At 41.6% G+C, this 25,517-nt stretch carries 22 protein-coding genes, 1 tRNA gene, 3 pseudogenes and 2 riboswitches; of the genes and pseudogenes, 17 read left to right on the forward strand and 9 right to left on the reverse strand.

Annotated elements, in window-relative coordinates; all coding sequences use genetic code 11:
• Positions 1-73 precede the first annotated feature (73 nt).
• From DER53_RS08640 to DER53_RS08650, 3 genes are all read right to left on the reverse strand, one after another.
• Entirely contained in the window at positions 74-505 is a 432-nt protein-coding gene (locus DER53_RS08640; protein WP_062753716.1) for a GNAT family N-acetyltransferase, read from the reverse strand.
• A 1-nt stretch (position 506) separates the two neighbouring features.
• Positions 507-1,028, reverse strand: a complete 522-nt coding sequence (locus DER53_RS08645; protein WP_012749484.1) for a YjcG family protein — start codon at positions 1,026-1,028, stop codon at positions 507-509.
• A 64-nt stretch (positions 1,029-1,092) separates the two neighbouring features.
• Positions 1,093-1,821, reverse strand: a complete 729-nt coding sequence (locus DER53_RS08650) for an alpha/beta hydrolase (protein WP_062679093.1) — start codon at positions 1,819-1,821, stop codon at positions 1,093-1,095.
• A gap of 231 nt (positions 1,822-2,052) precedes the next feature.
• Positions 2,053-2,165: riboswitch (SAM riboswitch) on the forward strand.
• A 76-nt stretch (positions 2,166-2,241) separates the two neighbouring features.
• On the opposite strand from DER53_RS08650, the pseudogene DER53_RS08655 reads away from it, so the two are divergent.
• The 3 genes and pseudogenes from DER53_RS08655 to DER53_RS08665 all read left to right on the forward strand — a co-directional run bounded on the left by DER53_RS08655 (position 2,242) and on the right by DER53_RS08665 (position 4,904).
• Positions 2,242-3,346 (forward strand): annotated as a pseudogene (locus DER53_RS08655) (methionine biosynthesis PLP-dependent protein).
• A gap of 4 nt (positions 3,347-3,350) precedes the next feature.
• Complete coding sequence (gene metC / locus DER53_RS08660) at positions 3,351-4,535, forward strand: cystathionine beta-lyase (protein WP_062679091.1); 1,185 nt, start codon at positions 3,351-3,353, stop codon at positions 4,533-4,535.
• Positions 4,536-4,831: 296 nt separating this feature from the next.
• Positions 4,832-4,904: transfer RNA gene (locus DER53_RS08665), tRNA-Val, on the forward strand.
• A 239-nt stretch (positions 4,905-5,143) separates the two neighbouring features.
• Here DER53_RS08665 and DER53_RS08670 read toward each other — a convergent pair.
• The 4 genes and pseudogenes from DER53_RS08670 to DER53_RS08685 form a co-directional block, all read right to left on the reverse strand.
• The gene (locus DER53_RS08670; protein WP_062753714.1) at positions 5,144-6,631 is read right to left on the reverse strand and encodes a PH domain-containing protein; all 1,488 of its coding nucleotides are present in this window, start codon (positions 6,629-6,631) and stop codon (positions 5,144-5,146) included.
• A complete protein-coding gene (locus DER53_RS08675; protein ID WP_062753712.1) occupies positions 6,628-7,116 on the reverse strand; it encodes a PH domain-containing protein in 489 nt (162 codons plus the stop codon). Before DER53_RS08675 ends, DER53_RS08670 begins: the two co-directional genes overlap by 4 nt.
• A gap of 612 nt (positions 7,117-7,728) precedes the next feature.
• Positions 7,729-8,137, reverse strand: a pseudogene (locus tag DER53_RS17670) (transposase); the annotation flags it as partial.
• A gap of 898 nt (positions 8,138-9,035) precedes the next feature.
• Positions 9,036-9,448 (reverse strand): annotated as a pseudogene (locus tag DER53_RS08685) (transposase); the annotation flags it as partial.
• 906 nt (positions 9,449-10,354) lie between these two features.
• Between DER53_RS08685 and DER53_RS08690 the strand changes: the two are divergent.
• Complete coding sequence (locus tag DER53_RS08690) at positions 10,355-10,807, forward strand: hypothetical protein (protein WP_012749491.1); 453 nt, start codon at positions 10,355-10,357, stop codon at positions 10,805-10,807.
• A gap of 297 nt (positions 10,808-11,104) precedes the next feature.
• Here the strand turns inward: DER53_RS08690 and DER53_RS08695 are convergent, their stop codons facing one another.
• Positions 11,105-12,565, reverse strand: coding sequence for an aldehyde dehydrogenase family protein (locus DER53_RS08695; protein ID WP_062753711.1), 1,461 nt, complete (start codon positions 12,563-12,565; stop codon positions 11,105-11,107).
• 349 nt (positions 12,566-12,914) lie between these two features.
• Between DER53_RS08695 and DER53_RS08700 the strand changes: the two genes are divergently transcribed.
• A complete protein-coding gene (locus DER53_RS08700; protein WP_062753709.1) occupies positions 12,915-13,367 on the forward strand; it encodes an OsmC family protein in 453 nt (150 codons plus the stop codon).
• 25 nt (positions 13,368-13,392) lie between these two features.
• Positions 13,393-14,325, forward strand: coding sequence for a UDP-N-acetylmuramate dehydrogenase (gene murB / locus DER53_RS08705; protein WP_012749494.1), 933 nt, complete (start codon positions 13,393-13,395; stop codon positions 14,323-14,325).
• Between the two features lie 116 nt (positions 14,326-14,441).
• Here the strand turns inward: murB and DER53_RS08710 are convergent, their stop codons facing one another.
• The gene (locus tag DER53_RS08710; protein WP_062753708.1) at positions 14,442-15,701 is read right to left on the reverse strand and encodes a Glu/Leu/Phe/Val family dehydrogenase; all 1,260 of its coding nucleotides are present in this window, start codon (positions 15,699-15,701) and stop codon (positions 14,442-14,444) included.
• Positions 15,702-16,143: 442 nt separating this feature from the next.
• Between DER53_RS08710 and DER53_RS08715 the strand changes: the two genes are divergently transcribed.
• The 11 genes from DER53_RS08715 to menC all read left to right on the forward strand — a co-directional run bounded on the left by DER53_RS08715 (position 16,144) and on the right by menC (position 25,346).
• Entirely contained in the window at positions 16,144-16,383 is a 240-nt protein-coding gene (locus DER53_RS08715) for an acylglycerol kinase family protein (RefSeq protein ID WP_244319654.1), read from the forward strand.
• Positions 16,384-16,460: 77 nt separating this feature from the next.
• Complete coding sequence (locus DER53_RS08720) at positions 16,461-17,105, forward strand: VC0807 family protein (protein ID WP_062753704.1); 645 nt, start codon at positions 16,461-16,463, stop codon at positions 17,103-17,105.
• Between the two features lie 100 nt (positions 17,106-17,205).
• Positions 17,206-18,510: an MFS transporter gene (locus tag DER53_RS08725; protein WP_062753702.1), complete on the forward strand. Its 1,305-nt coding sequence runs from the start codon at positions 17,206-17,208 to the stop codon at positions 18,508-18,510.
• A 34-nt stretch (positions 18,511-18,544) separates the two neighbouring features.
• A complete protein-coding gene (locus DER53_RS08730) occupies positions 18,545-19,528 on the forward strand; it encodes an ornithine cyclodeaminase family protein (RefSeq protein ID WP_062754019.1) in 984 nt (327 codons plus the stop codon).
• Positions 19,529-19,899: 371 nt separating this feature from the next.
• A riboswitch (Fluoride riboswitch) is annotated at positions 19,900-19,959 on the forward strand.
• A 58-nt stretch (positions 19,960-20,017) separates the two neighbouring features.
• Positions 20,018-20,416, forward strand: coding sequence for a fluoride efflux transporter CrcB (gene crcB, locus DER53_RS08735; protein ID WP_062753700.1), 399 nt, complete (start codon positions 20,018-20,020; stop codon positions 20,414-20,416).
• 12 nt (positions 20,417-20,428) lie between these two features.
• Complete coding sequence (gene crcB / locus DER53_RS08740; protein ID WP_012749500.1) at positions 20,429-20,788, forward strand: fluoride efflux transporter CrcB; 360 nt, start codon at positions 20,429-20,431, stop codon at positions 20,786-20,788.
• Between the two features lie 68 nt (positions 20,789-20,856).
• Positions 20,857-21,609: a threonine/serine exporter family protein gene (locus tag DER53_RS08745; protein ID WP_012749501.1), complete on the forward strand. Its 753-nt coding sequence runs from the start codon at positions 20,857-20,859 to the stop codon at positions 21,607-21,609.
• Positions 21,610-21,627: 18 nt separating this feature from the next.
• Positions 21,628-22,059 carry a threonine/serine exporter family protein gene (locus DER53_RS08750; RefSeq protein ID WP_062753698.1) on the forward strand — a complete coding sequence of 144 codons (432 nt, stop codon included), beginning with the start codon at positions 21,628-21,630 and terminating at the stop codon, positions 22,057-22,059.
• 186 nt (positions 22,060-22,245) lie between these two features.
• Positions 22,246-23,415, forward strand: coding sequence for a M20 peptidase aminoacylase family protein (locus DER53_RS08755; protein WP_062753696.1), 1,170 nt, complete (start codon positions 22,246-22,248; stop codon positions 23,413-23,415).
• Complete coding sequence (locus DER53_RS08760; protein WP_062753694.1) at positions 23,390-24,214, forward strand: GNAT family N-acetyltransferase; 825 nt, start codon at positions 23,390-23,392, stop codon at positions 24,212-24,214. Before DER53_RS08755 ends, DER53_RS08760 begins: the two co-directional genes overlap by 26 nt.
• A gap of 16 nt (positions 24,215-24,230) precedes the next feature.
• On the forward strand, positions 24,231-25,346 hold the full coding sequence (menC, locus tag DER53_RS08765) for an o-succinylbenzoate synthase (protein WP_062753692.1): 1,116 nt from the start codon (positions 24,231-24,233) through the stop codon (positions 25,344-25,346).
• Positions 25,347-25,517: the final 171 nt, after the last annotated feature.

Raw genomic sequence — 25,517 nt, forward strand, 5'->3', positions numbered from 1 at the left:
ACAACAGTGTACGCAACTATTCTTTATGGATTGCAGAAAATGAGCAGAGACCGTACCATCGTTTGATACGGTCTTAAAGGGATTTTACCATCGTTACATGAGGGATTCCAGCATCCATAAACACATCGGAAACGGTTTGATATCCGAGTTTTTGATAAAATGGCTCCGCATGTGTTTGCGCGTTCAGTTTTACTTTTGGGACACCTTGTTTTTTTGCAAACTGCTCAATCGCTTCCATAATCAGCTTTCCTGCCCCACTGCCGCGATATTGCGGCAAAACGCAAATTCGTTCGATCTTGCCTAGACCGTTATCGATCGTGCGAAATCTGCCGGCACCAATCGGTTTTTCCCCATCGTACAAAACAAAATGCATCGCTTCTTGCTCAAATTCATCAATTTCTTCTTCTTCCGGAACATGCTGCTCTTCGATAAATACGATTCGTCGAACAAGCAAGGCATCTTTGTATAAAGATGTATCATTTTTTGTTCCGATTGCTACGTTCATATTACTCTTGTTCCTTTCCTCCAACAAGAAATGTTTCATATACTGTCCATGAGCCGTTTTCTAGTTGATATAGAAGGTGGAAGCGGTCAACCGTTTCTTCAAAATGAACGTTTTGCATCCGTAATTGTCCGTATACATCAGCATATTCAGCGTTTGGCAAATCACGGCCGATGGTAATATGAGGGACAAATACGTATTCTGACTTATCAGCAAGGATTCCGCTGTGAAGCCGTTCATGGAGACGCTCGAGCGTTTCATTCGGCTCCACTTTTAAATAAATAACATTGCTTGTTGGATAAAATGAGCTAAACTTTGTCACTTTTAACGGAATGACATCTGTTTCAGCGGCGATTTTGCGCAGTTCCTTCACAATTTCTTTAATTTTCTGGTCGTCAGCTTCAAAAGGCTCTTTTAAGGTTAAATGCGGCGGAATGAGGGCGTAATGGCTGTCGTAACGCTTTCTATAGGAATTGGCAAAATCTTGTATTCGCTTCGAAGGAAATAAAGCAATACCATATTTCATAAAAACCCCTCCTTATGATAAGTAGTACTTAATTATAACAAAATTCCGAAGAGCATAGTAGTGTTTACAAAGAAAGGATATGCGCGATTGCACGCGGAACATCAGGCTGCCAATATGTCCATGCATGACCGCCATCAAATTCGTTGTATTCATACAAAAATCCTTTTTGAATAAACGCTTCACGCGCCTTTCGATTTGGAGTGATAAAATCGCGCACATTTCCGTCCGTCGTTTTCACTGCTGTTTCGTTTGTACCTACCGAATGGTAAATTTGCAATAATGATGGTTCTGTAAATTGTAAAATTTGTTCGATGATTCCTTCATCGATATATGGCGACTGCATCGCAATTTTTCCAAATGTATGCGGATACAATAATCCTGCCATTAGTGATACAGTGCCGCCAAGGGAATCGCCGATGAGCGCGCGTCCTTTTCCGATTTGGTACGTAGGAAACGTTTGATCTAAAAACGGAACGAGCTCATGTGCTAAAAAACGCAAATAACGGCTGTTTTTCTTTCCGTTTGGATGATATTTCTCATAGCGGTCCTTAACATCGCGATATGGAATTCCGATGACAATGGTGCGGTCAATCTCGCCGTTTTCCATCAGTTGTTCAATAACGCTTTTTATTTTCCCGTACATAAAATAATCTTTCCCATCCTGAGCGATAAGAAGAGAATACTTATGAAGCGGGGAAAACGAACTTGGCAAATAGGCAAGCAGCGTTATTTCCTCATCCAGCTCATCGCTATAAATAGTGTAATCATGCATTGTCCCTTTTTGTAATGCCATGATGGATCCTCCAACAAAAACAGATTCACCTGTTATTGTACCATATTTTTGTAAAAACATGTTAACAAACACAGCAGATTATGATGAATATTTACATAAAAAAGCGCCGGGAGTTTTTCCAACGTATAAAAACAACGTGTCAATTTGAAAAATTTAAAAAATTTCTTGCAAACTTACGATAAATGAGGTACATTTTTTAGTAATCAGAAAAAATGAATAGTGAAGGATGCATTCTTATCAAGAGAAGTGGAGGGAACTGGCCCTATGAAGCTTCAGCAACCAGCCAATTTTTGGCCAGGTGCTAAATCCAGCGAATTGAATTTTTTCAATTCGGCAGATAAGAAGAAGCACTGATCGACGTATGGAAAAGTCTTCTTCTTAGAAGACTTTTTTTATTTTATAGAAGAGGGAGAGATACAGATGGAGAAAATGGAAACGTTATTGGCGCAAATCGGAAACCGCAGTGACACGGTCACAGGAACGGTCAATCCGCCCGTCTATTTTTCGACCGCGTACCGTCATGAAGGAATCGGGAAGTCTACCGGATTTGACTACATTCGTACCGGCAATCCGACGCGGAAAATCGTCGAGGAAGCGATCGCAAAGCTAGAAGGAGGAGACCAAGGCTACGCGTTCAGCTCGGGCATGGCGGCCATTCAGACGGTTCTTGCGTTATTTGAAAGTGGGGATGAATTTCTCGTTTCCTCCGATTTATATGGAGGTACATATCGTTTATTTGAACGCGGCTGGCGAAAATACGGCTTGTCTTTTCATTATGTAGATTTTCGCGACATACGATTAGTAGAGAACTACATCACTGAAAAAACAAAAGCGATTTTTTTTAGAAACACCGACGAACCCGTTAATGCAGGAAACGGACATTGCTGAAGTGGCAAAATTTGCGAAAAAACATGGACTGCTTCTCATTGTCGACAACACGTTTTACACACCAGTTTTTCAGCGTCCGATCGAGCAAGGAGCCGATATCGTCATCCATAGTGCGACAAAATATTTAGGCGGCCATAACGATGTGTTGGCAGGTCTCGTCGTTGCGAAGGGGGAGGAACTTTGCAAGCGGCTTGCGGAATATCAGAACGCAATTGGCGCTGTGCTTTCACCGTTTGATTCATGGCTGCTTATTCGCGGCATGAAGACGCTGGCGCTTCGGATGCGACAGCACGAAGAAAACGCGAAGCGAATCAGTGAATTTTTAGCGGCGCATGAAGATATTACTGATGTATTATACCCGGGAAGAGGCGGCATGTTGTCGTTTCGTTTGCGCGAAGAAAAATGGGTCAACCGCTTTTTGCAAAGTTTACGATTAATTACATTTGCCGAAAGTTTAGGAGGAGTTGAAAGTTTTATTACGTATCCAGCAACGCAAACCCATGCCGATATTCCAGAAGAAATCCGCATCGCCAACGGTGTCTGTAACCGGCTGCTTCGTTTCTCTGTCGGCATCGAGCATGTCGAAGATTTAATATCTGACTTATCGCAAGCGTTAAAAAGTATGAAAGAGGTGTAGGGAGATGGAACAACACGTATCTTTTCAAACGAAACTGCTCCATAATAAATGGAAAATGGATCCTCAAACGGGAGCGGTCAGTGTGCCGATTCAGCACGCTTCCACGTTCCATCAATTTGATTTTGATACATTCGGCAAATATGATTATAGCCGCTCGGGCAATCCGACGCGCGAAGCGTTGGAAGAGACGATTGCGGCGTTAGAAGGCGGGGTGCGCGGTTTCGCCTTCTCATCCGGAATGGCGGCGATTTCCACCGCTTTTCTCCTCTTGTCCAAAGGCGATCATGTGCTTGTGACGGAAGACGTTTACGGCGGTACGTACCGAATGATTACCGAGGTATTGAGCCGCTTTGGTATTGAATATACGTTCGTTGATATGACCGATTTGCATGAAGTAGCTTCCCATATTCGCCCGAATACAAAAGTCATTTACGTTGAAACCCCATCGAATCCGCTTTTAAAAGTGACCGATATTCGCGGGATTGTGAAGCTTGCAAAGGCAAATGGCTGTTTAACGTTTTTAGATAATACGTTTATGACTCCCGCTCTGCAGCGTCCGCTCGATCTTGGTGTCGATGTCGTCCTTCATAGCGCGACGAAATTTTTATCGGGGCATAGCGACGTTGTTGCCGGGCTTGCCGTTGTCAAAGACGAGGAACTTGCCAAACAGCTGTACAAATTGCAAAACTCTTTCGGAGCGGTGCTCGGCGTCCAAGACGCATGGCTTGTGTTGCGCGGATTAAAGACGTTGCACGTCCGCCTCGAACAATCGTCGCAATCCGCGCTTGCCATCGCCCGTTATTTAGCAAACCATCCAAAAGTGGAAGAAGTGTATTATCCAGGGCTTACGTATCATCCGGGCCATGCGATTCAGCGCTACCAAGCATCAGGCTTTGGCGCGGTATTATCGTTCCGCCTTGCCGATGAAGAAGCGGTCCGGACGTTTGTAAAGCATGTTCGCATCCCTGTATTTGCCGTCAGCTTAGGAGCAGTCGAATCGATTTTATCGTATCCTGCCAAAATGTCACATGCGGCGATGCCGAAAGAAGAACGGGAGCGGCGCGGCATCACGGACGGCTTGCTGCGTCTTAGTGTTGGCCTTGAAGCCGCTGACGATCTAATTGCCGATTTCGAGCAAGCACTGTCATATGTCAAAGAAACATCATCATCCACTGTTTCAGCACGATAAAATAAAAAGGTATGCGCCAAAAGAAGCTGCCTCGCGCATACCTTTTCGTTTATTCTGTCAAATGAAATGTCTCTGCTGATAATATAATCATGTGATCAAAGGAATAAATATAGAGCGCTAAATAACATAATGATGTATTGAAAGCGGGGATTTACGATCGTTCTTGCCCTATTGCCTGTACGCGACAATGCTGTACAGCGATTGACACCCAAAATCGCTAGATGAAAATTTTTTAAAAAAGTATTTGACAAAGATCAGGCATATCCATATAATAATAGATGTGTTCAACAGAATATGATTCCGTAGCTCAGCTGGGAGAGCGCCACCTTGACAGGGTGGAGGTCGCTGGTTCGAGCCCAGTCGGAATCACTAAAGTGAGAGGCTTGAAATCCTTGCGTATCAAGGGTTTCAAGCTTTTTGCTTTTTATAGCAGGGCACTCAAAATGGTGTCCAAATTATATTTGGTGCCATTTTGGTGCCGAAGCATTTTTAGTTTGATTTTGATAACGGGGCATCGATTTGATTAGCCGCTTTCTTATTAAAATAAATATAAATTATGTTTTTTCATAAATAAAGCAGCATAATTGAATATGCTGCTGGCATGCTATTTATTTGCTATTAACTTCAACGTAAGAAGGAATCGGACAAGCATCTTGCTTTAAAGAATCGTACTGTGAATGTGGATCAATCTCCACATCTTTTGTGCGCGCTTCAAACCAAGATGTGATCAACGGCTGTAGAGAAGAATCGATATCTAATAACGTTGTTACGTGAACCGGGTGTGCACGATTTGTTAGTTTTACACTCATGACATCAAAAATTCGCTGTAGCAAAGAACGCTCAAATTGCAATTCAAGCAACTTTGCCCGTTTCGTTACGAGTGTTTCTACTGTAAAGGCACCTGAGCGAAGCTGTACATGCGCATCTTCTAACTTAAACGCTGTATTACGGTATTCTCGAATACGATTGATATAAGTAAACACCAACACAATCGCACCAAAAACAAAGAAAATGGGTTTCCAAAATCCAATGGCAGCAACGAGGCTTGCAAAAATTGGTGGTCGAAGCCAAATCAACTTTTTTGCCTTAGGGGATGCATAATGTGTCATGCTACGCAGTTGAAATTCTGGCAGCATGATTGCTATTAATTCATGTGCTTTTTCCGTTGGTAAGTACGGGAAAAATTCATTAATGTTTTGGTCCTCACCTGGCAAAATTTCCCCTGCTGAAATAAGTTTAATTGTTGTCACACCGAGCAACTTTTGATAGCCGTTTTGTTTGTAAATGACCGCTTGTACTTTGTCTTTGCGAATGGAAAAGCTTTGCTTAGAAAGCCAGCCTTTTTGTACATAAATGCGTTCATTGTCCATTGAAATGGTATATTGATAGTAGCTATTAAACGTTTTAAAGACGCCGATACCGACAGCTGCTAATACGGCAAGTAAGACTAGCAAGATGAGCAGCCATCCTGAAAGATGAGACATAACCTTATCTACATTAATGTATTTCTCTGGATGTACATCTGACCATATATTTAAGCCAATAGGAATGATGGCTAAAAAACTGAAGGACAATAGGGAAGCTTTCAAAATATCACGAATGGTAGTGGTGAAAAGAATTTGACGTTCAGATTCATTGATGGCTTCCTCAGCATGCTGCTCTTGATTCCCATTTCGTAAAACATAATCCTCTATCTTGATGCAATCCACTTTATTTACAAATTCCAATGTCACATCGCTAGTTGCTTCTCCTGTTTCCATTGTGATCGATTGTACGCCAAATAATCGTTGCAAAACATTTGCCTTCGTTTGCACATTCTCAAATTTTTCACGCGGTATAAATTGCTCTGATTTAGAAAATAGGCCCTTATGTATATGAATGCCATCTTCGGCAAATACAACTTTAGTAAATAATGTCTCATAGATGCGAAACAGTAAACTGAATCCGAAAACCGCAATCGCACCCCATTGCACAATATTCATGAACATAGAATTACTACCCGAATTTAGGAATAAAATGAAAAGTATAAACAGATTGCTTTTGATAAGGTCTAGCAGGTCATAGAATATTTTTAGCTTGGAATAGCGAAACGTCATACTTCATCAAGCTCCTTTAAACGGGCAAGCTTCGAAATATCATCGCGGAGCTTTATAGCAACTTCTTCCTCAATATGTGGAATGGTAACGCCACCTTGCATAGTTTTAATTTCAATTGAGCGGACACCATATTTTCGCATAATGATGCCTTGAGTCAATTCAATTGATTGTATTTTCGTCATCGGCACTACAACTTCCACTTTTGTCCAAATCCCGCTTTTAATGTATAAAAAATCATCCGTTAACCCGTATCGAAAAGTTTTATAGTATATCGGTGAACTTACAAAATAGGTCCACGGAATACCAATTATAGTAATGACAAACAGGGCGATCCAAACATACCGTAGCCAGCTCCACCAGTTAAAATAATCTGTGCAAAAATAAAGTCCAGTTATAACGACAAGGGCAATGAGTGATGTAATAAGTTCGTTTAAATTGCGTACCTTCATCGCTCTAGGTGAGATTTGTTGATACTGTACTTCCATACTGTTCTCTCCTTTAAGTTGGAAAATTATCCATTCAATTTCATTTACGGTGAATGATAAAAAAAGTTTCGTTTGAATAAACTGTGATTAAAATTTTTGTAAAACATCTATTTCGAAAAGTGAGAGATCTTTGAAGGAAAAAATAAGGAAATGTTTTTGGTGCTATGAGATACATTTTTGCACTTTACATAGCCCACAGTATATGAGTATGAGATGAAAAGCAAGCTTCAACAATCGGGCGATTTTCTTGAAGAAAGATTGAATGATATATGACTTTTTTAGGGAAATTAATTAAAAGATTCAAGGCTCTCGTTTTTTTTTTCTAAACGTGAGCCTTGAGTCATTCTTCTGTATTTGCATTTTTTCACTTATTAATTCCACTCGCTCATTATTATTGCAGAAAATGTTTCAAGTGTGATTTGATCATTTTCTTCTAATGAGAAGATGTGTATAAGCTTTCAGAGTTGTTTAAAGGTTTTCATGACATAAGCGTTTACTCATGCATTGAAACGATGCTTTTTTGTGTAGTAAAATACTGGCATGAGCATGAAGTAGGCCGTGAACTATATTAATAACTATATTAATAACAGATGGTGTTGCAAAACTAAAGTAAAAACTCAAGTTATGCATAAGGATGCAGCATAACACATGCAGTAAATATCGATGAAATCCATACCATCGCGGCTGTTCCACCCCATCACTTTTTAACTCATTAAATACCCGTTCAATCCTGCGGCGAAGCCCAAACAGCCATTGGCCAAACCTCGTTTTCAACAAGACAGGAAAAACCCGGCCATAGGCATCTTTCCGTTCCTTGCTATTGCGGCGGTTGATAGGGGAAATTGAATAGGATTCCTGACTGCTCAGCTGTTTGGCGAACCTTTTCGCTGTCATACGCGGCATCGCCCAATACCAATTCGATATCCCACTTCTTTAAAGAAACAAGTAATTCTGGTGCCACTGCCGCATCATTTCGATTCGCTGTGGTTAACACATGAGATAAAATGATTCCCTCGGCAGACCATGTATGTTCGTTGTTTAAATTGGAAATCATGATAGTGTCCCCCCCTTGGTAGTTGGTTTTGGTCACTGTATATGATTTCCAAGGTGGTGGATTTTTTTATGTGCATTTATGCATTCGTTATGCGTTTTGCAACACGTTCACCATTTATTAAACTAAAGCTCCCGTTAGTTGAAAAAGGGCATCTGAATAAAATGCCACCTTACTCTGTAATATCAAGTACAAGTAAACAATTTTTAGCACTTTAATATCAATCGTCTTATATATAATGCCGCACATTATATTTGGTCATATTTCTAAAAATTATAAAAATAGGTAAAATTAAATATTACAGTAAAGGGGGGAAATGGTTAAGAATAATGAGTATTCGGATTATCTAGTGGAATACAATGTAGGTTTAGTATCTTCAAATAGTGTTTTGTTACACTGTTTTTTCGAACTGTGCAACAAGTTATTCCAATATTATGGATAGTCCTATGATAGAATAAAGTTACATTCTTAGGACGGTGATATTTACGAAAGAATTTTTATCTAGTTTTTTACTTATTACCAGTTGGCTTATATTTGCAATTAGTGGATACCTATTTATTTGGACAATCTTCTTCGTTTATGCCATTGTACCAGCCTTTTTAAGTTTAGCTGTTGGCTTATTCTGCTTTTATTGCTCAAAGAAGCTGGACAGTAACATCAAAAAGAATTCTTAAAATCCCCCTATGTCGCAGTATGTGTCTACTGTGTCGGTACCGTCAAGAATTTTGTGTAATGTAAATGGGGTAGGGTTTCTCTGAAATGGATTTGAATTGATAGGGGACTGATTTTCTCCACACAGGAGACTGAATATTCAGTCTCCTGTGTGGAAAGGGAGAATCCCCCTATTTTGTTTATTTACAGTATTTGGTTAATGATAACGTTCTTCAAACATTCGTTGAAGGGCTTCCTGCGCTTCGGCAAATCCTCGCAACTTTCGCCCTGCCCATTTCTCATTAATGAATGGTCAAATACACGATTTTTTCTGCGGCTTCTAAACTATTCAAACTGTTCATCGGTTTTAGGCGTTTCCGAATCTCCTTGATCGTTCGTTCGATGGCATTCGTTGTATAAATCACACTTCGAATACTGCTTGGATAGTCCATAAATGAGAAGGACATCCAACTCATTTGCCCACGATTGGACTTCCCTTGGGTATTTGTGAGACTATTTGGATTGAAACTGTTGAAACATCTCCAATGCGATTTCTTTATTCGGAGAACGATAAATGAGTTTCAGGTCCTCCACCATTTCGAATTGATCTTTTTTCCGAACACAACGGAGATAGCAGCCGTTTCTCCTATTCGGTGTTCCAGCCTGTTCGATTTCGAGGAAATTTTTGATTTCTTCCCGCATAATCAGTTCTAATTTTTCTTTCACAAATTGACGAATGACACTTTCCAGTTGATTTGCCCAGTCGACATTCGGTATACTTCTTTCAGACATAGGTAGGGTTCTCCTTTCTCTAAGATTTTTGGTCCAATCAGAGAATACCCTACCTTTTTTCTTTTGTTCTAGCAAAATGCTTTACACAAACTTTTATACATCATCCTTTGTTTCCACGTTTTACACTAGGGGACAACAATGCAGGTAATATGTGCGTTCTGCGACGCCATTCCTAGCTTTGTTGCGGTGTTGTTTCTGCAAGAGCATGCTAATCATTCGGAAATTTAAAAGATGGACTTCCGATAATACATACTGAAAAATCCACAAGAGAAAAGAGGGATACCGGTACCAAAAAGCTGTTCGTAAGAAATGCAAAAATAAGTGTGAGAGATGCCGAGCAACAAAGAAATTACATTTCCATCTAGGTTTTTAGAAGATGGACAAAACATAGTCGATAGTCTCATTTTGCTTTGTACTAGTGATCATGCGGAAGAATATAAAGGATAACATGCTTATTATATGTTATTGAAGTGGATGAAAAGGCGGCCGCAACGGAGCTTAAAAAAGATGTGTTCAAACATATCGAAGCAGAATTGGATTGCTAACACGATATGTTGAAAGAGTATCATGTTTTGTCGGGAGAAAGTCGATGAAAACGTTGGTGGCGGCCGCGCTTCTCTTCTAGGAAAGCTGGCGTAATCCGTCGTGCACCATTGGCGATACAGTTGGCACAGTTAGAGGAATTGCAACAGCGATCGGACGGGTATATGCACAATTGCCGTAAACGCATCAGAGGATGATTCAATGATGGCATTGGACAAGACCAAGACGATTACATGGGATGGACTAGCTGACAAATTAATAATAGACGCCGAGCCATGCGGTGGCGGGATGAAATTATTTATGCGATTGGGGTGGGATTGGATGCAGATGAGTTCAGTATTTATGAAAGAGTTAGCCGATATACTCTTCAAATACAACTTAGCTTGCATAAAGTCGGGTAACGGTATGATAGGTTATAAAGATGGGGAATTCAAAGTATTGAATAATACGTTTGTTAGCGCGAAACCAAAAGGAATTGAAATGAGTGGTTACAGTTTAGAGGTATATGGAGTAAATCATAAAGAAGAACTTTTAGAGAAAATAGTAGAAGATATAAAAGATTGTTTTAAGAAAAACGAGATGGGAGCAATTGAGGGGAATTATTTTATTGGGTTCGATGATGGCAACAAATTCAAAATAAGAATTATCGAATAATACCATTTCCAATGCCACTTTCGGCATATAAAATATGATAAATTCCTAGCTGTTTCCCCTCTTTTCCGCTTGTCACCTATCGGATGGCGGACGGTGAAAATATCCAAACAACGCCCCACCCCATCTTCTCAAGTTGAGCCAAGACGTTTCTGCGCAAGGAATTAAGCAAGATGGGATGGAGATTTATTGTGCGCAAATATTTTTATGCATCCGTTATGCGTTTTGCGACGCGTTCTATGAAAAAAGAGGATATATGCTCAATAAAGGGCATATATCCTCTACTAATATAGTTATTCCTTAAAACGGAAATTTTCGATATTGATGTTGAACGGAAACCCATTTTGTCACTGTAAACTCTTCTACAATCCATGGATTTCCAAAACGGCCTAATCCACTTTCTTTTGTTCCTCCAAATGGTGTATTCGATTGAAGGTTAACCGTTTGGTCATTTACATGCGTCATTCCGCTATCAATCTCTAAAGCTAGTTCTGTTCCTTTTTCAAGATCAGATGTAAATATAGCCGAACTTAGACCATATTCGGTTTCATTTGCCAATTCAATCGCTTGTTCGTCCGTTTCCGCTTTAATCATGATCGCAATCGGTGCGAACACTTCCGTTTGAGCTAACTTACTATCATTATCCACATCTACAAATACATATGGCGTTAATATATTTCCTACGCGTTTTCCTTCTAATGCCAACGGAATTCCTTCTGCTTTTGCTTCTTCAATTACCTTTAATGCTTTTTCTAACTGACGTTGGTCGATGATCGGCCCAATCACGTTTTTACGATTGCGTGGATCTCCGTACGGCAAGTTTTTAGCCCGCTCCACAAACTTCTGTACAAATTCATCATACAAATCTTTATGAACAATGAATCTATTCACGATCATACAAATTTGGCCTTGGTGTAAATACTTTCCGAATATCGCTGCATCCACTGCGCGATCTACATCAGCATCGCTCAGCACGACAAACGGACTGTTTCCGCCTAATTCTAATGCAACGCGTTTTAAAGCTCCACCAGCGACAGCTCCGACATGCTTTCCTGCCTCTGTCGATCCAGTGAAGCTGACCAACTTAGCATGAGGGTTTGTTAACATTTCATCTCCAATTTCTCTCGAATTCGTTAAAATCACATTGAGTACACCTTTAGGCAATCCAGCATATTCAAACGCTGCCGCAATAATCGAACCTCCGGTTAAGCCGGTTTTCAAATCCGGTTTATGAACGACCGCATTACCTAATGCGATCGCAGGGGCAATGGTTCTCATCGATAAAAATAACGGGAAATTAAATGGAGAAATCGATGAAATAACTCCGAGCGGCAATCGATAAATTCGATTTGTTTTTCCTTCAATAGGAGAAGGAACTTCTCTATACGTATAAATCTCTTCTGTCATTTTTTCCGCTTCTACTAATTCATCTAACGTAATTTGATATTCCATTTCCGCTTTTATATATGTGCTGCCTGTTTCTACTACCATGGTCTCTAAAATTGCTTCTTTATTCTCTTTAAAATACTCTAATGCTTTCCGGATGACCGCTTTTCTTTCCTCTACCGAAGATTTCGCCCATTTTTTCTGCGCTTGCTGCGCCGCTTCAAAAGCTTCCTGTGTTTGTTCTTTTGTAGCTAATTTAACTGTTGTAATGACAGAATCATCATACGGGTTTAAAATATTATAAGAGTTCGAACTTAATCCTTCAACCCACTCACCATTAATAAAACTTTTATTTAGTTCCAGATACTGTTTCAAGTTGATGCCCTCCCCTTGTTGTAAACGGTTTCGACAATTATCTTACTATTGCTTGCACATTATTTCAAATTTCCTGCTTACTTTTTAGATGTAACAATTTTTTTCATTTGCACGTTGGAATGAATCTATTTTACGCATATGGATATAGAAAAGTGTGGTTATTTTCGTTATTCTACCATGCGAAAAATAGATTCTCACTGGCTGCTAAGGAGCGGGAAGAATTATTAGATTTTGCTCGTTACCAAAATGGAGCGTTTATTGTAAAATAGAAATGGCGTTCCGTCGTGAAAACGCGGACGATGGATTAGCGTATGACGTTGGATGATTTTTCACGATGCGGAGGATTACAATGGAACAACATCATTTTTTCTTAAAAGCGAATTGGTCTGGCGGAAGAAATGGCAGCGGCTTTATTGACGCTGGCCAGTTGAAGACGAAAGTATCCATTCCGCCGGAGATGGATGGACCAGGAATTGGAACAAATCCAGACGAAATGTTGTTAGGCGCAGCAGCAACCTGTTATTTAATTACGCTTGCGGCGATGTTAGAACGTTCTTCCATTCCGGTTAATGAACTTACAATGGAATCAGAAGGAATTGTGGAAGTAGAGAGAGGAGTAATTACGTACAAAACGATCATTCACCGTCCTGCGATCACATTGGCTGCTGGAGCGACGGACAAAGAGGTCCAAAAAGCAGCGCTCCTTGCGGAAAAAGCAGAAAAAAGCTGCATGATATCAAGAGCGATAAAAGGAAATGTCGAGATGAAATTAGAATCGGATATACGTATTTCACCAAAATAAATAAAAAAGTAAAGAGGGAAAGGCAATGTATACAAATGAAATGATTTATCAAGAATTAGTGCAAATTTGCGGGAAAGAAAATGTCTTGCGGGATGAACCGCTGAAATATCATACATTAGTCAAAATTGGCGGCAAGGCGGATTTCCTTGTCTGGCCAACAACATATGAGCAAGTAATGGAAGTCGTTCGGTTAAAAGAAAAATATCAGCTTCCTTTTACACTGCTTGGCAACGGGTCGAACGTCATCGTGCGTGACGGCGGCATTCGCGGCATTGTGATGCAATTAAAACATCTTACAGAAATCAAAGTGGAAGGGGAAAAAATCATCGCCCAAAGCGGCGCCGATATTAAAGCCGTTTCCCGGTTTGCGCTAGAACATAGCTTAACGGGGCTCGAGTTTGCATGCGGCATTCCGGGATCTATCGGCGGCGCGATTATGATGAATGCGGGCGCCTACGGCGGAGAAGTCAAAGACGTGATTGATCATGTGAAGGTTATCACACAAACAGGAGAATGTAAGATTTTGAAAAAAGATGATTTGCAGCTCGGTTATCGAACAAGCATTATTAGCAAGACACATGATATCGTGTTAGAGGCAGTATTTCAGCTTAAAAAAGGCGATCCGCAAAAAATTAAAGAAAAAATGGACGATTTAACGTTCCAGCGCGAATCAAAACAGCCGCTTGAGTATCCGTCTGTCGGCAGTGTATTTAAACGACCTCCTGGCTATTTTGCGGGCAAACTTATTCAAGACAGCGGCCTGCAAGGAAAAGGAGTCGGCGGTGCGGAAGTATCGACGAAGCATGCTGGTTTCATTATTAATAAAAACAACGCCACCGCTTCCGACTATATTGCAACCATTGAAATGGTGCGGAAGACGGTAAAAGAGAAATTCGGCGTTGATCTTGAATTAGAGGTGAAAATTATCGGGGAGGATATAAAACAGCAACAACAATAACAGAAATTCGGTCCGAACTCACAAACGAGTTCGGATTTTTTGTTGAAAAGAGAATAATAGAGACAGAAAAAACAAAGCCCCCAAGTGAGGCTTCGTTTCAAAACTGCTTCTAGTTTTTATACCCAGCCGCGCGCTTTCATCGCCTCTGTGATTCGTTTTAACGAAATGATGTAAGCGGCTGTGCGCAAATCGGTTTCATGTTCTTCCGCTGCTTCATAAACGGCGTGGAAGCTTTGCACCATGATGTTTGCTAATTTTTTGTTCACCTCTTCTTCGCTCCAGTAATAGTTCATTAAATTTTGCACCCATTCAAAGTAGGATACGGTTACGCCGCCTGCGTTCGCAAGAATATCAGGGATGACGATAATTCCTTTCTCTGTGAGGATGCAGTCTGCATCCGGAGAGATTGGGCCATTTGCCGCTTCTGCGATGATTTTCGCCTGAACTTGGTCAGCGTTTTTGGATGTGATCGCGTTTTCTAAAGCGGCAGGAATTAAAATGTCTACTTTCAGTTCCAATAAAGCGGAAGGATCGATTTGATATTCCGCACCGTAGTCGAGCAAAGCGTGATGATCTTTCAAATGTTCTACTTTCGCTATATCCAATCCGTTCGGGTCATAAATAGCGCCTTTGGAATCGCTGACAGCGACGATTTTGCATCCCAGTTCTGCAAGCAGTTTGGCGGCGGTTCTTCCCGCGTTTCCGAATCCTTGAATCGCGACGGTTGCATCTTTTAACGGACGTCCAAGTTTTTTCATCGCTTCTTGAATCGTAATGACACAACCGCGCGCGGTTGCTTCATTTCTTCCTTTCGATCCCCCGATGATGAGCGGTTTTCCCGTAATGACGCCTGGGGAGAAAGATTGATTGATGCGGCTATATGTATCCATCATCCAACCCATGATTTGCGGATTTGTATAAACGTCAGGCGCAGGAATATCTTTATCCGGGCCGATGATTTGCGAAATGGCTTCGATAAATCCGCGGCTGACTCGTTCTAATTCCCCACGGCTTAATGTTTGCGGGTCACAGATGACTCCGCCTTTTCCGCCGCCGTAAGGAAGTCCGACGACAGCGCATTTAAACGACATCCACATCGATAATGCCTTCACTTCATCGAGCGTAACATCAGGATGAAAGCGGATTCCCCCTTTAGTAGGGCCCAAAGCATCGTTATGCTGAGCGCGATATCCTTCGAATACTCGGATGGAACCATCGTCCATTTTGACAGGGAATGATACGGAGAGAACTCGCATCGGTCTTTTTAAAATTTCAATGATGTGCGGTTCTAAACCTAGTTTCACTGCCGCTGTTTCAATTTGTTTTTTGACGATTTCATACGGATTTAAGTTTTCTTTTGTTACAATCATAGGCATTTCCTCCTTCTGATGATGAATGATGCAGCATGATCATAGACGGTAGCTTATTGGTTTAGCAGATTATTACCATACTACCATATACTTTTATATTTATTCAATTAAAATTTTAAATTATCAAATAACTATGTGTTTATTGTATCATTTTACATTATTATGGGAATATTGCAAAACTAGATTTAAAGGCTCGAAGTGATAGATAAGGATGGCACGCATGCAGTAAATTTGTTGGATATTACTTCATAAAAATTAAAGAAATAATGTACAATAGCGTTAATTTAATGTATATGCACATAAACATACAGCATCCTTGAGAAAAATCGATAACGGAGTTTTTATGGGGGAGAAAGGATGAAACTTTATTTTATTGTCAATCCAGCGGCGAAAAATGGGCGGTGCAAAAAGGTATGGAAAAGATTAGAGAAAGTTCTTCGCAAAAAACATATTTCATAATGAAGTATTTTTTACAGAAAAACAAGGTGATGGAAAACAAATCGCCAGGCAAATCGTTGAGAGTACGAGTGAAACTGCTGCCATTATTGCCATCGGCGGCAACGGCACGGTTCATGAAGTCGCTAATGTTGTCTTTTCATTTAAGCACGGTATTGTTGGCTATATACCAGCAGGCACAGGCAATGACTTTTCGCGCGGCATCCGCATTCCGAATCATCCTCGAAAATAGCCAAATATTTTTTGCAGGAATTACATGGATGGGAAGCGAAATATGGAGCAGGAAAACGAAAGATAGGTGGAAAGCAAATGTCTAAGCAAGTAGTGCTGCTTGATGTAGTATGCTATATTATTTTTCCATTGGTTGTTTGGCATGCGGCGCGCGGTCACATCGGCGACTATTATGCGATGCTCGTCTCCGCCGTTCCCGGCATGGTGTACACCGTATACCGCTTTTTTTCCATTAGAAGAATCAATTTTTTTGGCATATTTATGATCGCTAATTTAGTCATCGGAACGCTGTTAGACGTGCTGGCCGGCTCTGCGCTGCAAATGTTATGGAACGGAGTATATTATTCGGTGGCATTGGCGATTTTGTTTTTGGCGACGATGGCGGCGAATAAGCCAATCGTTCTTTATATCTCGCTGGACTTTGTGGAGATGCAGGGAGCAAACCGTCAAGTGATGAAACAGCGGTTTTTTCAAAAAGACGTCTTATCTTTGTTTCAATGGATAACATTGGCTTTTGCATTGCGAGATTTGCTTCTTGCTGCCATCAAAGCTTGGCTGATTGTTCGTTATGGCGTTGAAGCGTTTGATAAAGCAAGAATACTTAGGCAAGCAATCAGTTGGGGAATATACGGGCTTTGCTTCATCGGATTTGCCCGTATTTCGAAGCTTATTAATGCCGGGCGGCAGGAACAGAGTAGTGATGATTTCGAAACATATTCGTAAGACGATGGAGTAAGCAGTTTAAGAATTTTTTTATTTTATTTTTCTGAATATTAACGATAAAATATTATTGCCAGGGACAACAAAGAATGGGGGAATAACGGTGGATAAGGGAGTATCACGTCGTGTGCTAGTAGCGAGTCTTGTCGGGAGTTCGATCGAATGGTTTGATTATTTCTTGTATGGAACGGTCGCTGCGCTTGTATTTAATCAGTTGTTTTTTCCGAGCGAAGATCCGACCGTAGGGCTGCTTTTATCCTATGCATCATTCGCTCTTTCCTTCTTTATTCGCCCGTTAGGCGGCGTTGTGTTCAGCCATATTGGCGATAAGATTGGACGGAAGAAGACATTGATTTTCACATTAAGCTTAATGGGACTCGCAACCGCGGGGATGGGGCTTCTTCCGACGTACGAAACAATAGGTGTATGGGCGCCGATTTTATTAATTTTACTTCGCCTTGTGCAAGGAATCGGCCTTGGTGGTGAATGGGGCGGCGCGTTGTTGCTCGCGGTTGAGTATGCTCCGAAAGAAAGACGCGGATTTTTCGGCAGCATTCCACAAATGGGTGTGACGATTGGACTGTTGCTTGGAACTTTTGTTATGTCATTAATGACGATGATGCCTAATGATGCCTTTATGTCATGGGGCTGGCGGATTCCGTTTTTGCTAAGCACGTTGCTTGTCTTTTTTGGATTATGGATTCGCAAAGGGATTGATGAGACACCGTCATTTAAGAAAGTTCAAGAAAAAGGAGAAATTGCGAAAGTTCCGTTATTGGAGACGTTGAAGACACAGTGGAAAGAAGTGTTAATCGCGGTGGGAGGAAAAGTTGTTGAAACAGCTCCATTCTATATTTTTGGAACGTTTATCGTTTCTTATGCGACAACGTATCTAGGATTTTCGAAAACCGCTGCATTAAATGCGGTAACGATTGCGACTGTGATCACGACAATTTTAATTCCGGTCATGGGCAGCTGGTCCGATAAAATTGGTCGCAAACCGCTTTATATCGGTGGAACGATTTTAATGATATTGTATGCGTTTCCGTACTTTTGGTTACTGCAGCAAGGCTCAGTAACACTGATGATTATCGCGACGGTAATTGGACTTGGAATTATTTGGGCGCCGATTACTGCTGTGTTAGGGACAATGTTTTCCGAAATATTTAAATCAAACGTGCGCTATACAGGGATTACACTTGGATATCAAATCGGCGCCGCGGTTGCGGGCGGAACGGCTCCGCTTATTGCGACAGCGCTGTTAGCGGAATATGACAATTCTTATGTTCCAGTCGCTCTTTATATCATCATTACCTCGATTATTTCTTTAATCGCTGTTTGGGTTGTGCGCGATCGTAAAAATGAGGTTTTAGATCAAGATGTAACAAACGAAAGCGGAATCGCATAAGCGGTTCCATTTTTTATCAAGGGGGCAAAGCATGATGATTATTTTATCAGAAAAAGAAATTCAATCACTATATATGATGGAAGATGCAATTCTTGATGTTGAGGCTATTTTGAGCGAGGAACGAAACGGGAATATTCAGATTCCAGAGCGTACCGTGTTGAATTTTTCAGAGCACGACGCCTCGGTGCTTTATATGCCGAGCGCTGCAACAAAGATGGCAGCGGTGAAAGTTGTAAGCATTTTCCCGCATAATCCGGAGCGCCAAAGACCGACGACGCAAGGGGTGATTGTGGTGACAGACACGGAAACGGGTGAGCATTTGGCAATGATGAACGCTACGTATTTAACACGACTTCGTACAGGAGCAGTCAGTGCCATTGCCACGAAATATCTAGCCAGACATGACGCTTCCCGGCTCGCGGTCATTGGAACGGGAGCGATGGCGCAGGAACAAGTAGCGGCGATGCTCGCTGTAAGACCGATTACAGAAATGTTTCTTTATAACCGAACGAAAGAAAAAGCGGAGCAATTTGCGGCATATATTCGGGAAGCGCATCCCGAGTGGCAAGGGACGATCCATGTGATGGATAATGCAGATGAGGCGGTGCGTCAAGCGCATATCGTTATTTGCAGCACACGTTCGACAACTCCAGTTTTTTCGGTAACGGCATTGCAGCCGGGGACGCATATTAATGCCATTGGCTCCTATCTTCCACATATGCAGGAATTGGACGTAGAAATGATTATTCGAGCGGACCGCATTGTCGTGGATACAAAGGAGGGAGTCAAGCACGAAGCAGGCGAACTTATTCAGGCGGAAAACACTGGAAGATGGTCGTTTGAACAAATCGACGCTGAAGTTGGCGAATTGGTAACAGGCGAAAAAAGCGGCCGGCAATATGAAAAAGAGATCACGCTATTCAAATGTGTCGGTGTCGCTTCATTCGATCTTGCCGTCGCCATGGGAGTGTATAAAAAAGCGGTGGAGAACGGAAAAGGGATGACCATTTCGTTATAAAAGGCAGAAGAGGTCTTTATCAAGCCCTAAATATAAAAACTTAAAGCACATATTAGTCATGTTATGTGCCATAGTTTATAAACCTTTTCGTAATTGAAATCCGTCTTTTTTGCCTAAAAAGGAGAAAGGGAAAAAGAATCGTTCCAGGGACATAGAAAGATGGAAAAGTAAGGAGAGTAACTAGTCATAAGTTCGGTGATGAACGAAGAAGGATGATGACGAAAGTTTGGGGTTGTCACAATAAATGTTTCCATACGTGATCAGTGCAGAAGAATAAGAAGAAAAAAACAGATGGCTGGTAAAAACATAGACAGCCAAGGGAGAAACTGCGCAAATTGGCAATGAGATATCTTTTTGTTATAATAACGGACAGAGTAATAGGCGATGGAGTTCGCTAAACTATCGTTCGGGCTGATGACTCCTACCAGTAAATCAATTATTGGTAGGAGTTTGTTTTTTGGATAAATTGAAGGAAAAGGGGTATTGTTCGTGATTTATGTCGTCGTTGGTCTTGCCGGCATTGTCGGCGCGCTGCTTCGCTATTATTTAGGATTGTTTGTGGGCGCCTTATGGAACGGGTTGTTTCCTTTGGCAACATGGCTGGCCAATATAATTGGCTGTTTTGCGTTAGGATGGCTGACTGCTTATTTGCCTCGGCTGCGCAATCTTCCTCCTTATGTTGTGACAGGACTAGGAACGGGATTAGTAGGATCGTTTACGACTTTTTCGACGTTCAGCGTCGAGACGATTCAGTTGCTTCACACGTCTCATTTAGAGTTAGCGTTGTTCTACGTTTTCCTCAGCATGTGCGGCGGGCTGCTTATGGCATGGATCGGATTTCGCCTTGGACACGGCCGTTTGCATGCACAAAAAGAGGCGGCGGAATAAGGAGGAGATCTTATGTTATGGAACAGCGCACTGGTGGCGATCGGAGGGTTTTTCGGCGCGATTGCGCGCTTTGGCATCAGCAATTGGATCAAACAGAAGTATCCTTCTTCTTTTCCGCTTGCTACATTATTAGTCAATTTAATCGGATCTTTTTTGCTTGGATATATTATAGGAAAAGGATGGAATGATTCGTGGAAGCTTCTTTTCGGAACAGGATTTATGGGGGCATTTACGACTTTTTCCACATTCAAGCTAGAAAGTATGGCTCTTTATATTCATAAGCAATGGAAAATGTTTGTTTTGTATCTTGCATTAAGCTATATACTCGGTCTGCTTCTTGCTTTTCTTGGCATGAAAGCATCAAGTGTGTAAAACGGCTATTGTCTAGCGTTATATTTTTTTGTAATATCACAAATGAAGCATGAATGGAGAGATAGAGAATGCCGACTTACCATGACCGTACAAACGATATTGTAGACCTTTGTCTACTTGCGGGAAAAATTATGCTCGAAAGCGGCGGGGAAACATATCGTGTGGAAGATACAATGATGCGTATTGCTGCTTCCTTTGGCATTCCCCGTTCGCACAGTTATGTCACGCCGACAGGAATTATTTTTTCGATTGATCGAATGAATTCCACGCAGTTTATTCGGATTGTGGAACGTTCGACAGATTTGCAAAAAGTCGCGCTTGTGAACAATATTTCCCGTCGCATCAGCAATGGAGAATTATCACTGGATGAGGCATATACACAGTTAAAAGAAGTGGAAAAACAAAAGTTTGCTTACTCCCTTTCACAGCAAGTAGCAGCAGCGGCGATTGCCAGCGGATGTTTTGCTGTCATGTTTGGAGGATGGAACAACTTCTTTCCTTCGTTTCTTGCCGGAGGAGCAGGATTTTATTGTTTTGAGATGATTCACCGTCTTGTGAAAATACGATTTTTCGCTGAATTTTTTGCGTCGTTTATCAGCGGTGGATTGGCCTTGATTCTTGTTGCGATTGGGTTGGGGGCGAATTTAGATAAAATCATTATTGGATCTGTCATGCCGTTAGTGCCGGGACTAGTGATTACAAACGCGGTGCGTGATTTAATGGCGGGACATTTTCTCGCTGGGTTGTCTAAAGGTGCGGAAGCATTTTTAACAGCGTTCGCGATCGGCACCGGTATTGCGCTTATTTTGTCGATTGGCTAATCGTAAGGGGAATTGCGGATGATCATACAACATATATTAACAAGTTTTATTGCTTCAGCAGCGTTTGGGATTATTTTTAACATTCCAAAGAAATTGTTAATCAATAGCGGATTTGTCGGAATGGTTGGATGGATGATTTATTTTTTATTTGCCGAACATCAATTAAATGGTGTTGCCGCTACGTTTATTGCGGCTTTCTTTGTTGCGATGATCAGCACCATATTTGCAAGAATATATAAGACGCCAGTTACGATTTTTAGTGTTTCCGGAATTATTCCGCTTGTCCCAGGAGGATTGGCGTTTGAAGCGATGCGCCACGTCGTTTTCAACGACTACAATACGGCGATATCGCTCGCGGCGAAAGCGTTTATGATTTCTGGAGTGATTGCCATGGGATTGATTTTTTCTGAAGTGATTAATCAGCTTGTCAAACGGAAGTGGAAATCCTAACTCTCTACAAAGAGAGGTAGGATTTTTTTGTGCTGCTGTTATGAACGTAAACCGTTTTTTGTTCGTTAATTAACTTGCACAGGTTGCAACATTTTTTTTGAATATTATAATATGTGTAACAACTATTTTCGAAGCACATTTGATGTTTCGCCATTGTTTGCAAATATATCATCGGGGGAGAGCATAATGAGAGAAATGATTCATGCGATGAAGGAAGAATTATGGGAGATTTTTGACCACCTTCATCGTCATCCGGAAGTTAGTTGGGAAGAGTGGAAAACGACGGAGTTTATTAAGCAGCAACTGATTCAAGAAGGATATCGTGCCAACACGTTTTCCGATTGTCCGGGAGTGATTGGGGAAATCGGCAGCGGGCCGTTTACAGTCGGATTGCGCAGCGATATGGATGCGCTTTGGCAAGAAGTAAATGGAGCATGGCAAGCAAACCATGCATGTGGGCATGATGCACATATGACAATGGTATTAGGGGTTGCCAAACTGTTTAATCGCATCGGTTATAAGCCGCCTGGAACATTGAGGTTTCTTTTTCAACCAGCAGAAGAAAAAGGAACAGGAGCATTGAAGTTTTTGGAAAAAGGAGTTATTGATGATATTGACTTTTTATACGGTGTTCATTTGCGGCCGATTCAAGAAGTAAAAAGCGGTTATGCTGTTCCCGCGATTTTGCACGGAGCAGCGCAATGCATTGATGGAGAAATTAAAGGAGTTGCCGCGCATGCGGCAAGACCGCACCTTGGAGTCAATGTCATTGAAGTTGGGAGTGCGATCGTACAAGAGCTGAGCAAAATCCATATTGATCCACAAGTGCCTGCATCGATCAAAATGACAAGATTTCACGCAGGAGAAAAAAATGCGAACATCATTCCAGATCATGCGGAATTTTCGCTTGATTTGCGAGCGCAAACGAACGAGGCGATGGAACAGTTGGTAGAAGGATTGAATCACGTGGTGAAAGGGATTGCATCTATTTATGATGCGGATATTCAGCTTCGTTCAGGAGTTCGTATTGCCGCTGCGCGGCCGCATCCACAAGCACAGCAATTAATGGAGCGTGCCATTGTTGCTACGTTAGGAGAAGAAAAATGTCTGCCGCCAGTAGTCACTTCAGGTGGGGAAGATTTCCATTTTTATTCATTGATGAAACCACAGTTAAAAACGACGATGCTAGGGCTTGGTTGTGATTTAAAACCGGGATTGCACCATCCGCAAATGACGTTCCGCCGCGAAGATTTATTATCTGGTATTGAAATATTAGCAAGAGTCATTATGGAAACGTTTGAGCATTTTACACCACGAGGGGAGACAGAAAGTGCATATCTCACTACAAAAAATTGACACGATCGAACAACTTGAAGAAATGGCGCAACTAGAAGCGGAAGTGTGGGGAACAAGCCCAATTCCTACCCATCAAACGTTAACGGTGGCGAAAAACGGCGGCATTATTATCGGTGCTTTTATTGATGGAAAAATGGTCGGATTTGTGTATAGTTTTCCCGGATATCAAGATGGGGAAACGTATCTTTGTTCGCATATGCTCGGGATTGCTGAACCATTTCGTGATCAAGGAATAGGTTATATGTTAAAAATGAAACAGGCACAAGAAGCAATCAAGCAGGGATATCGTACGATTCGTTGGACATACGATCCGCTCCAAAGCAGAAACGGCTATCTTAACATTGCAAAGTTAGGAGCGATTTGCTCACAGTATATCGAAAATTGTTACGGTGAAATGGATGATGCTCTAAATAAGCATTTACCGTCGGATCGATTTATTGTGGAGTGGCTTCTAGGGAGCCGATATTTACAAGAGAGAGACCGCTTTTTTTCAAGACTGAAGTGGTCGCCAGAAAAGATGGTGCTTGATTGGAAACAAAACAACACCGGTGATCCAGAAGCGATTTGGAAAGAGGAACCTATTCATCATGACCAGCCGTTTTTGCTTGTGCCTATTCCTCTTCAGTTTCAACGATTAAAAGAGACAGATCATGAATTAGCGCTTGATTGGCGCTATAAGACGCGTGATGTTTTTGTTCGCCTCTTCCGTGAAGGATGGGCCGTTGCGCATATACTTCGAAAAGATGATGAGCCTGTTTTGTACTATGTTTGCGTTAAGCGCAACGAATTGCCGCTATAATGAGGAGGAATTTTTTATGGGAATAAAAGTGAAACGAGTCATACTGCGCCACTTACAAATGGAACTAAAGTCACCGTTTACCACAAGTTTCGGTTCGTTTCAAAAGAAGGAGTTTATTTTAGTGGAAGCGATGGATGAAGATGGGTTATCAGGATGGGGGGAATCGGTGGCCTTCCCTTCACCTTGGTATAATGAAGAAACCGTAAAAACGAATTGGCATATGATAGAAGATTTTTTATTGCCTCTTTTATTTCAAGCGCCAATTGCTCACCCAGAAGAGTTGCGGCAACGTTTCTCCGTCATTCGCAAAAATCAAATGGCAAAAGCGGCGATAGAAGGGGCAATATGGGATTTATTTGCGAAAAGACAGCAACTGCCGTTACATAAAGCACTCGGTGGAAATAAGAATCGTATTGAAGTAGGGGTAAGCATTGGGATTCAAAAAAGCATCGATGATCTATTGCGTATTATCGAACGGTACGTACAAGAAGGGTATCGGCGCATCAAAATAAAAATTAAACCCGGATGGGACGTTGAGGTTGTTCGGGAAGTTCGTCGTCGTTTTCCAGATGTTCCGCTCATGGTCGATGCAAACTCTGCTTATTCGTTAGAAGATATCGATCGACTAAAGGCGCTAGATGAGTTTCAGCTAATGATGATTGAACAGCCGCTTGCTCCTGATGATATCGTAGATCATGCAACATTGCAGGAACAGTTAAATACGCCAATCTGTTTAGATGAAAGCATTCATTCCGCTGAAGATGCAAGGAAAGCCATTCAGCTTGGCAGTTGTCGAATTATCAATATAAAAATTGGCCGTGTCGGAGGATTGGCGGAGGCGAAGCGTATTCACGATATTTGTAAGGAGAACGATATTCCTGTCTGGTGCGGCGGCATGTTAGAAGCTGGTGTCGGAAGAGCGCACAATATTGCCATTACGACATTAGATAATTTTACGTTGCCTGGTGATACAGCCGCTTCTTCCCATTACTGGACGAAAGATATTATCGTTCCTGAAGTCACTGTTCATCATGGAACGATTACAGTACCGGAAAAGCCGGGCATCGGTTATGATGTCGATCGGCAGCAAGTAGATATTTATACAAGTTATGCTAAAGTGTACCACGCTTAACTTCTCATCCCGAACATGAATCTTAGTGTTCGGGCTTTCTTATTGCAAATTAAAGAAGACTTTGTTGGATAGACCGCGGATAACTGAAATAGGGCAATAAGAACACAAATAGTGGCAAGAGTAAAAAGAAGCTGGATTGGAAAGGATGCGCTCTTTCCAATCCAGAAGAAT

This window comes from Parageobacillus toebii NBRC 107807 (assembly GCF_003688615.2).
Taxonomy (GTDB): Bacteria; Bacillota; Bacilli; order Bacillales; family Anoxybacillaceae; genus Parageobacillus_B; species Parageobacillus_B toebii.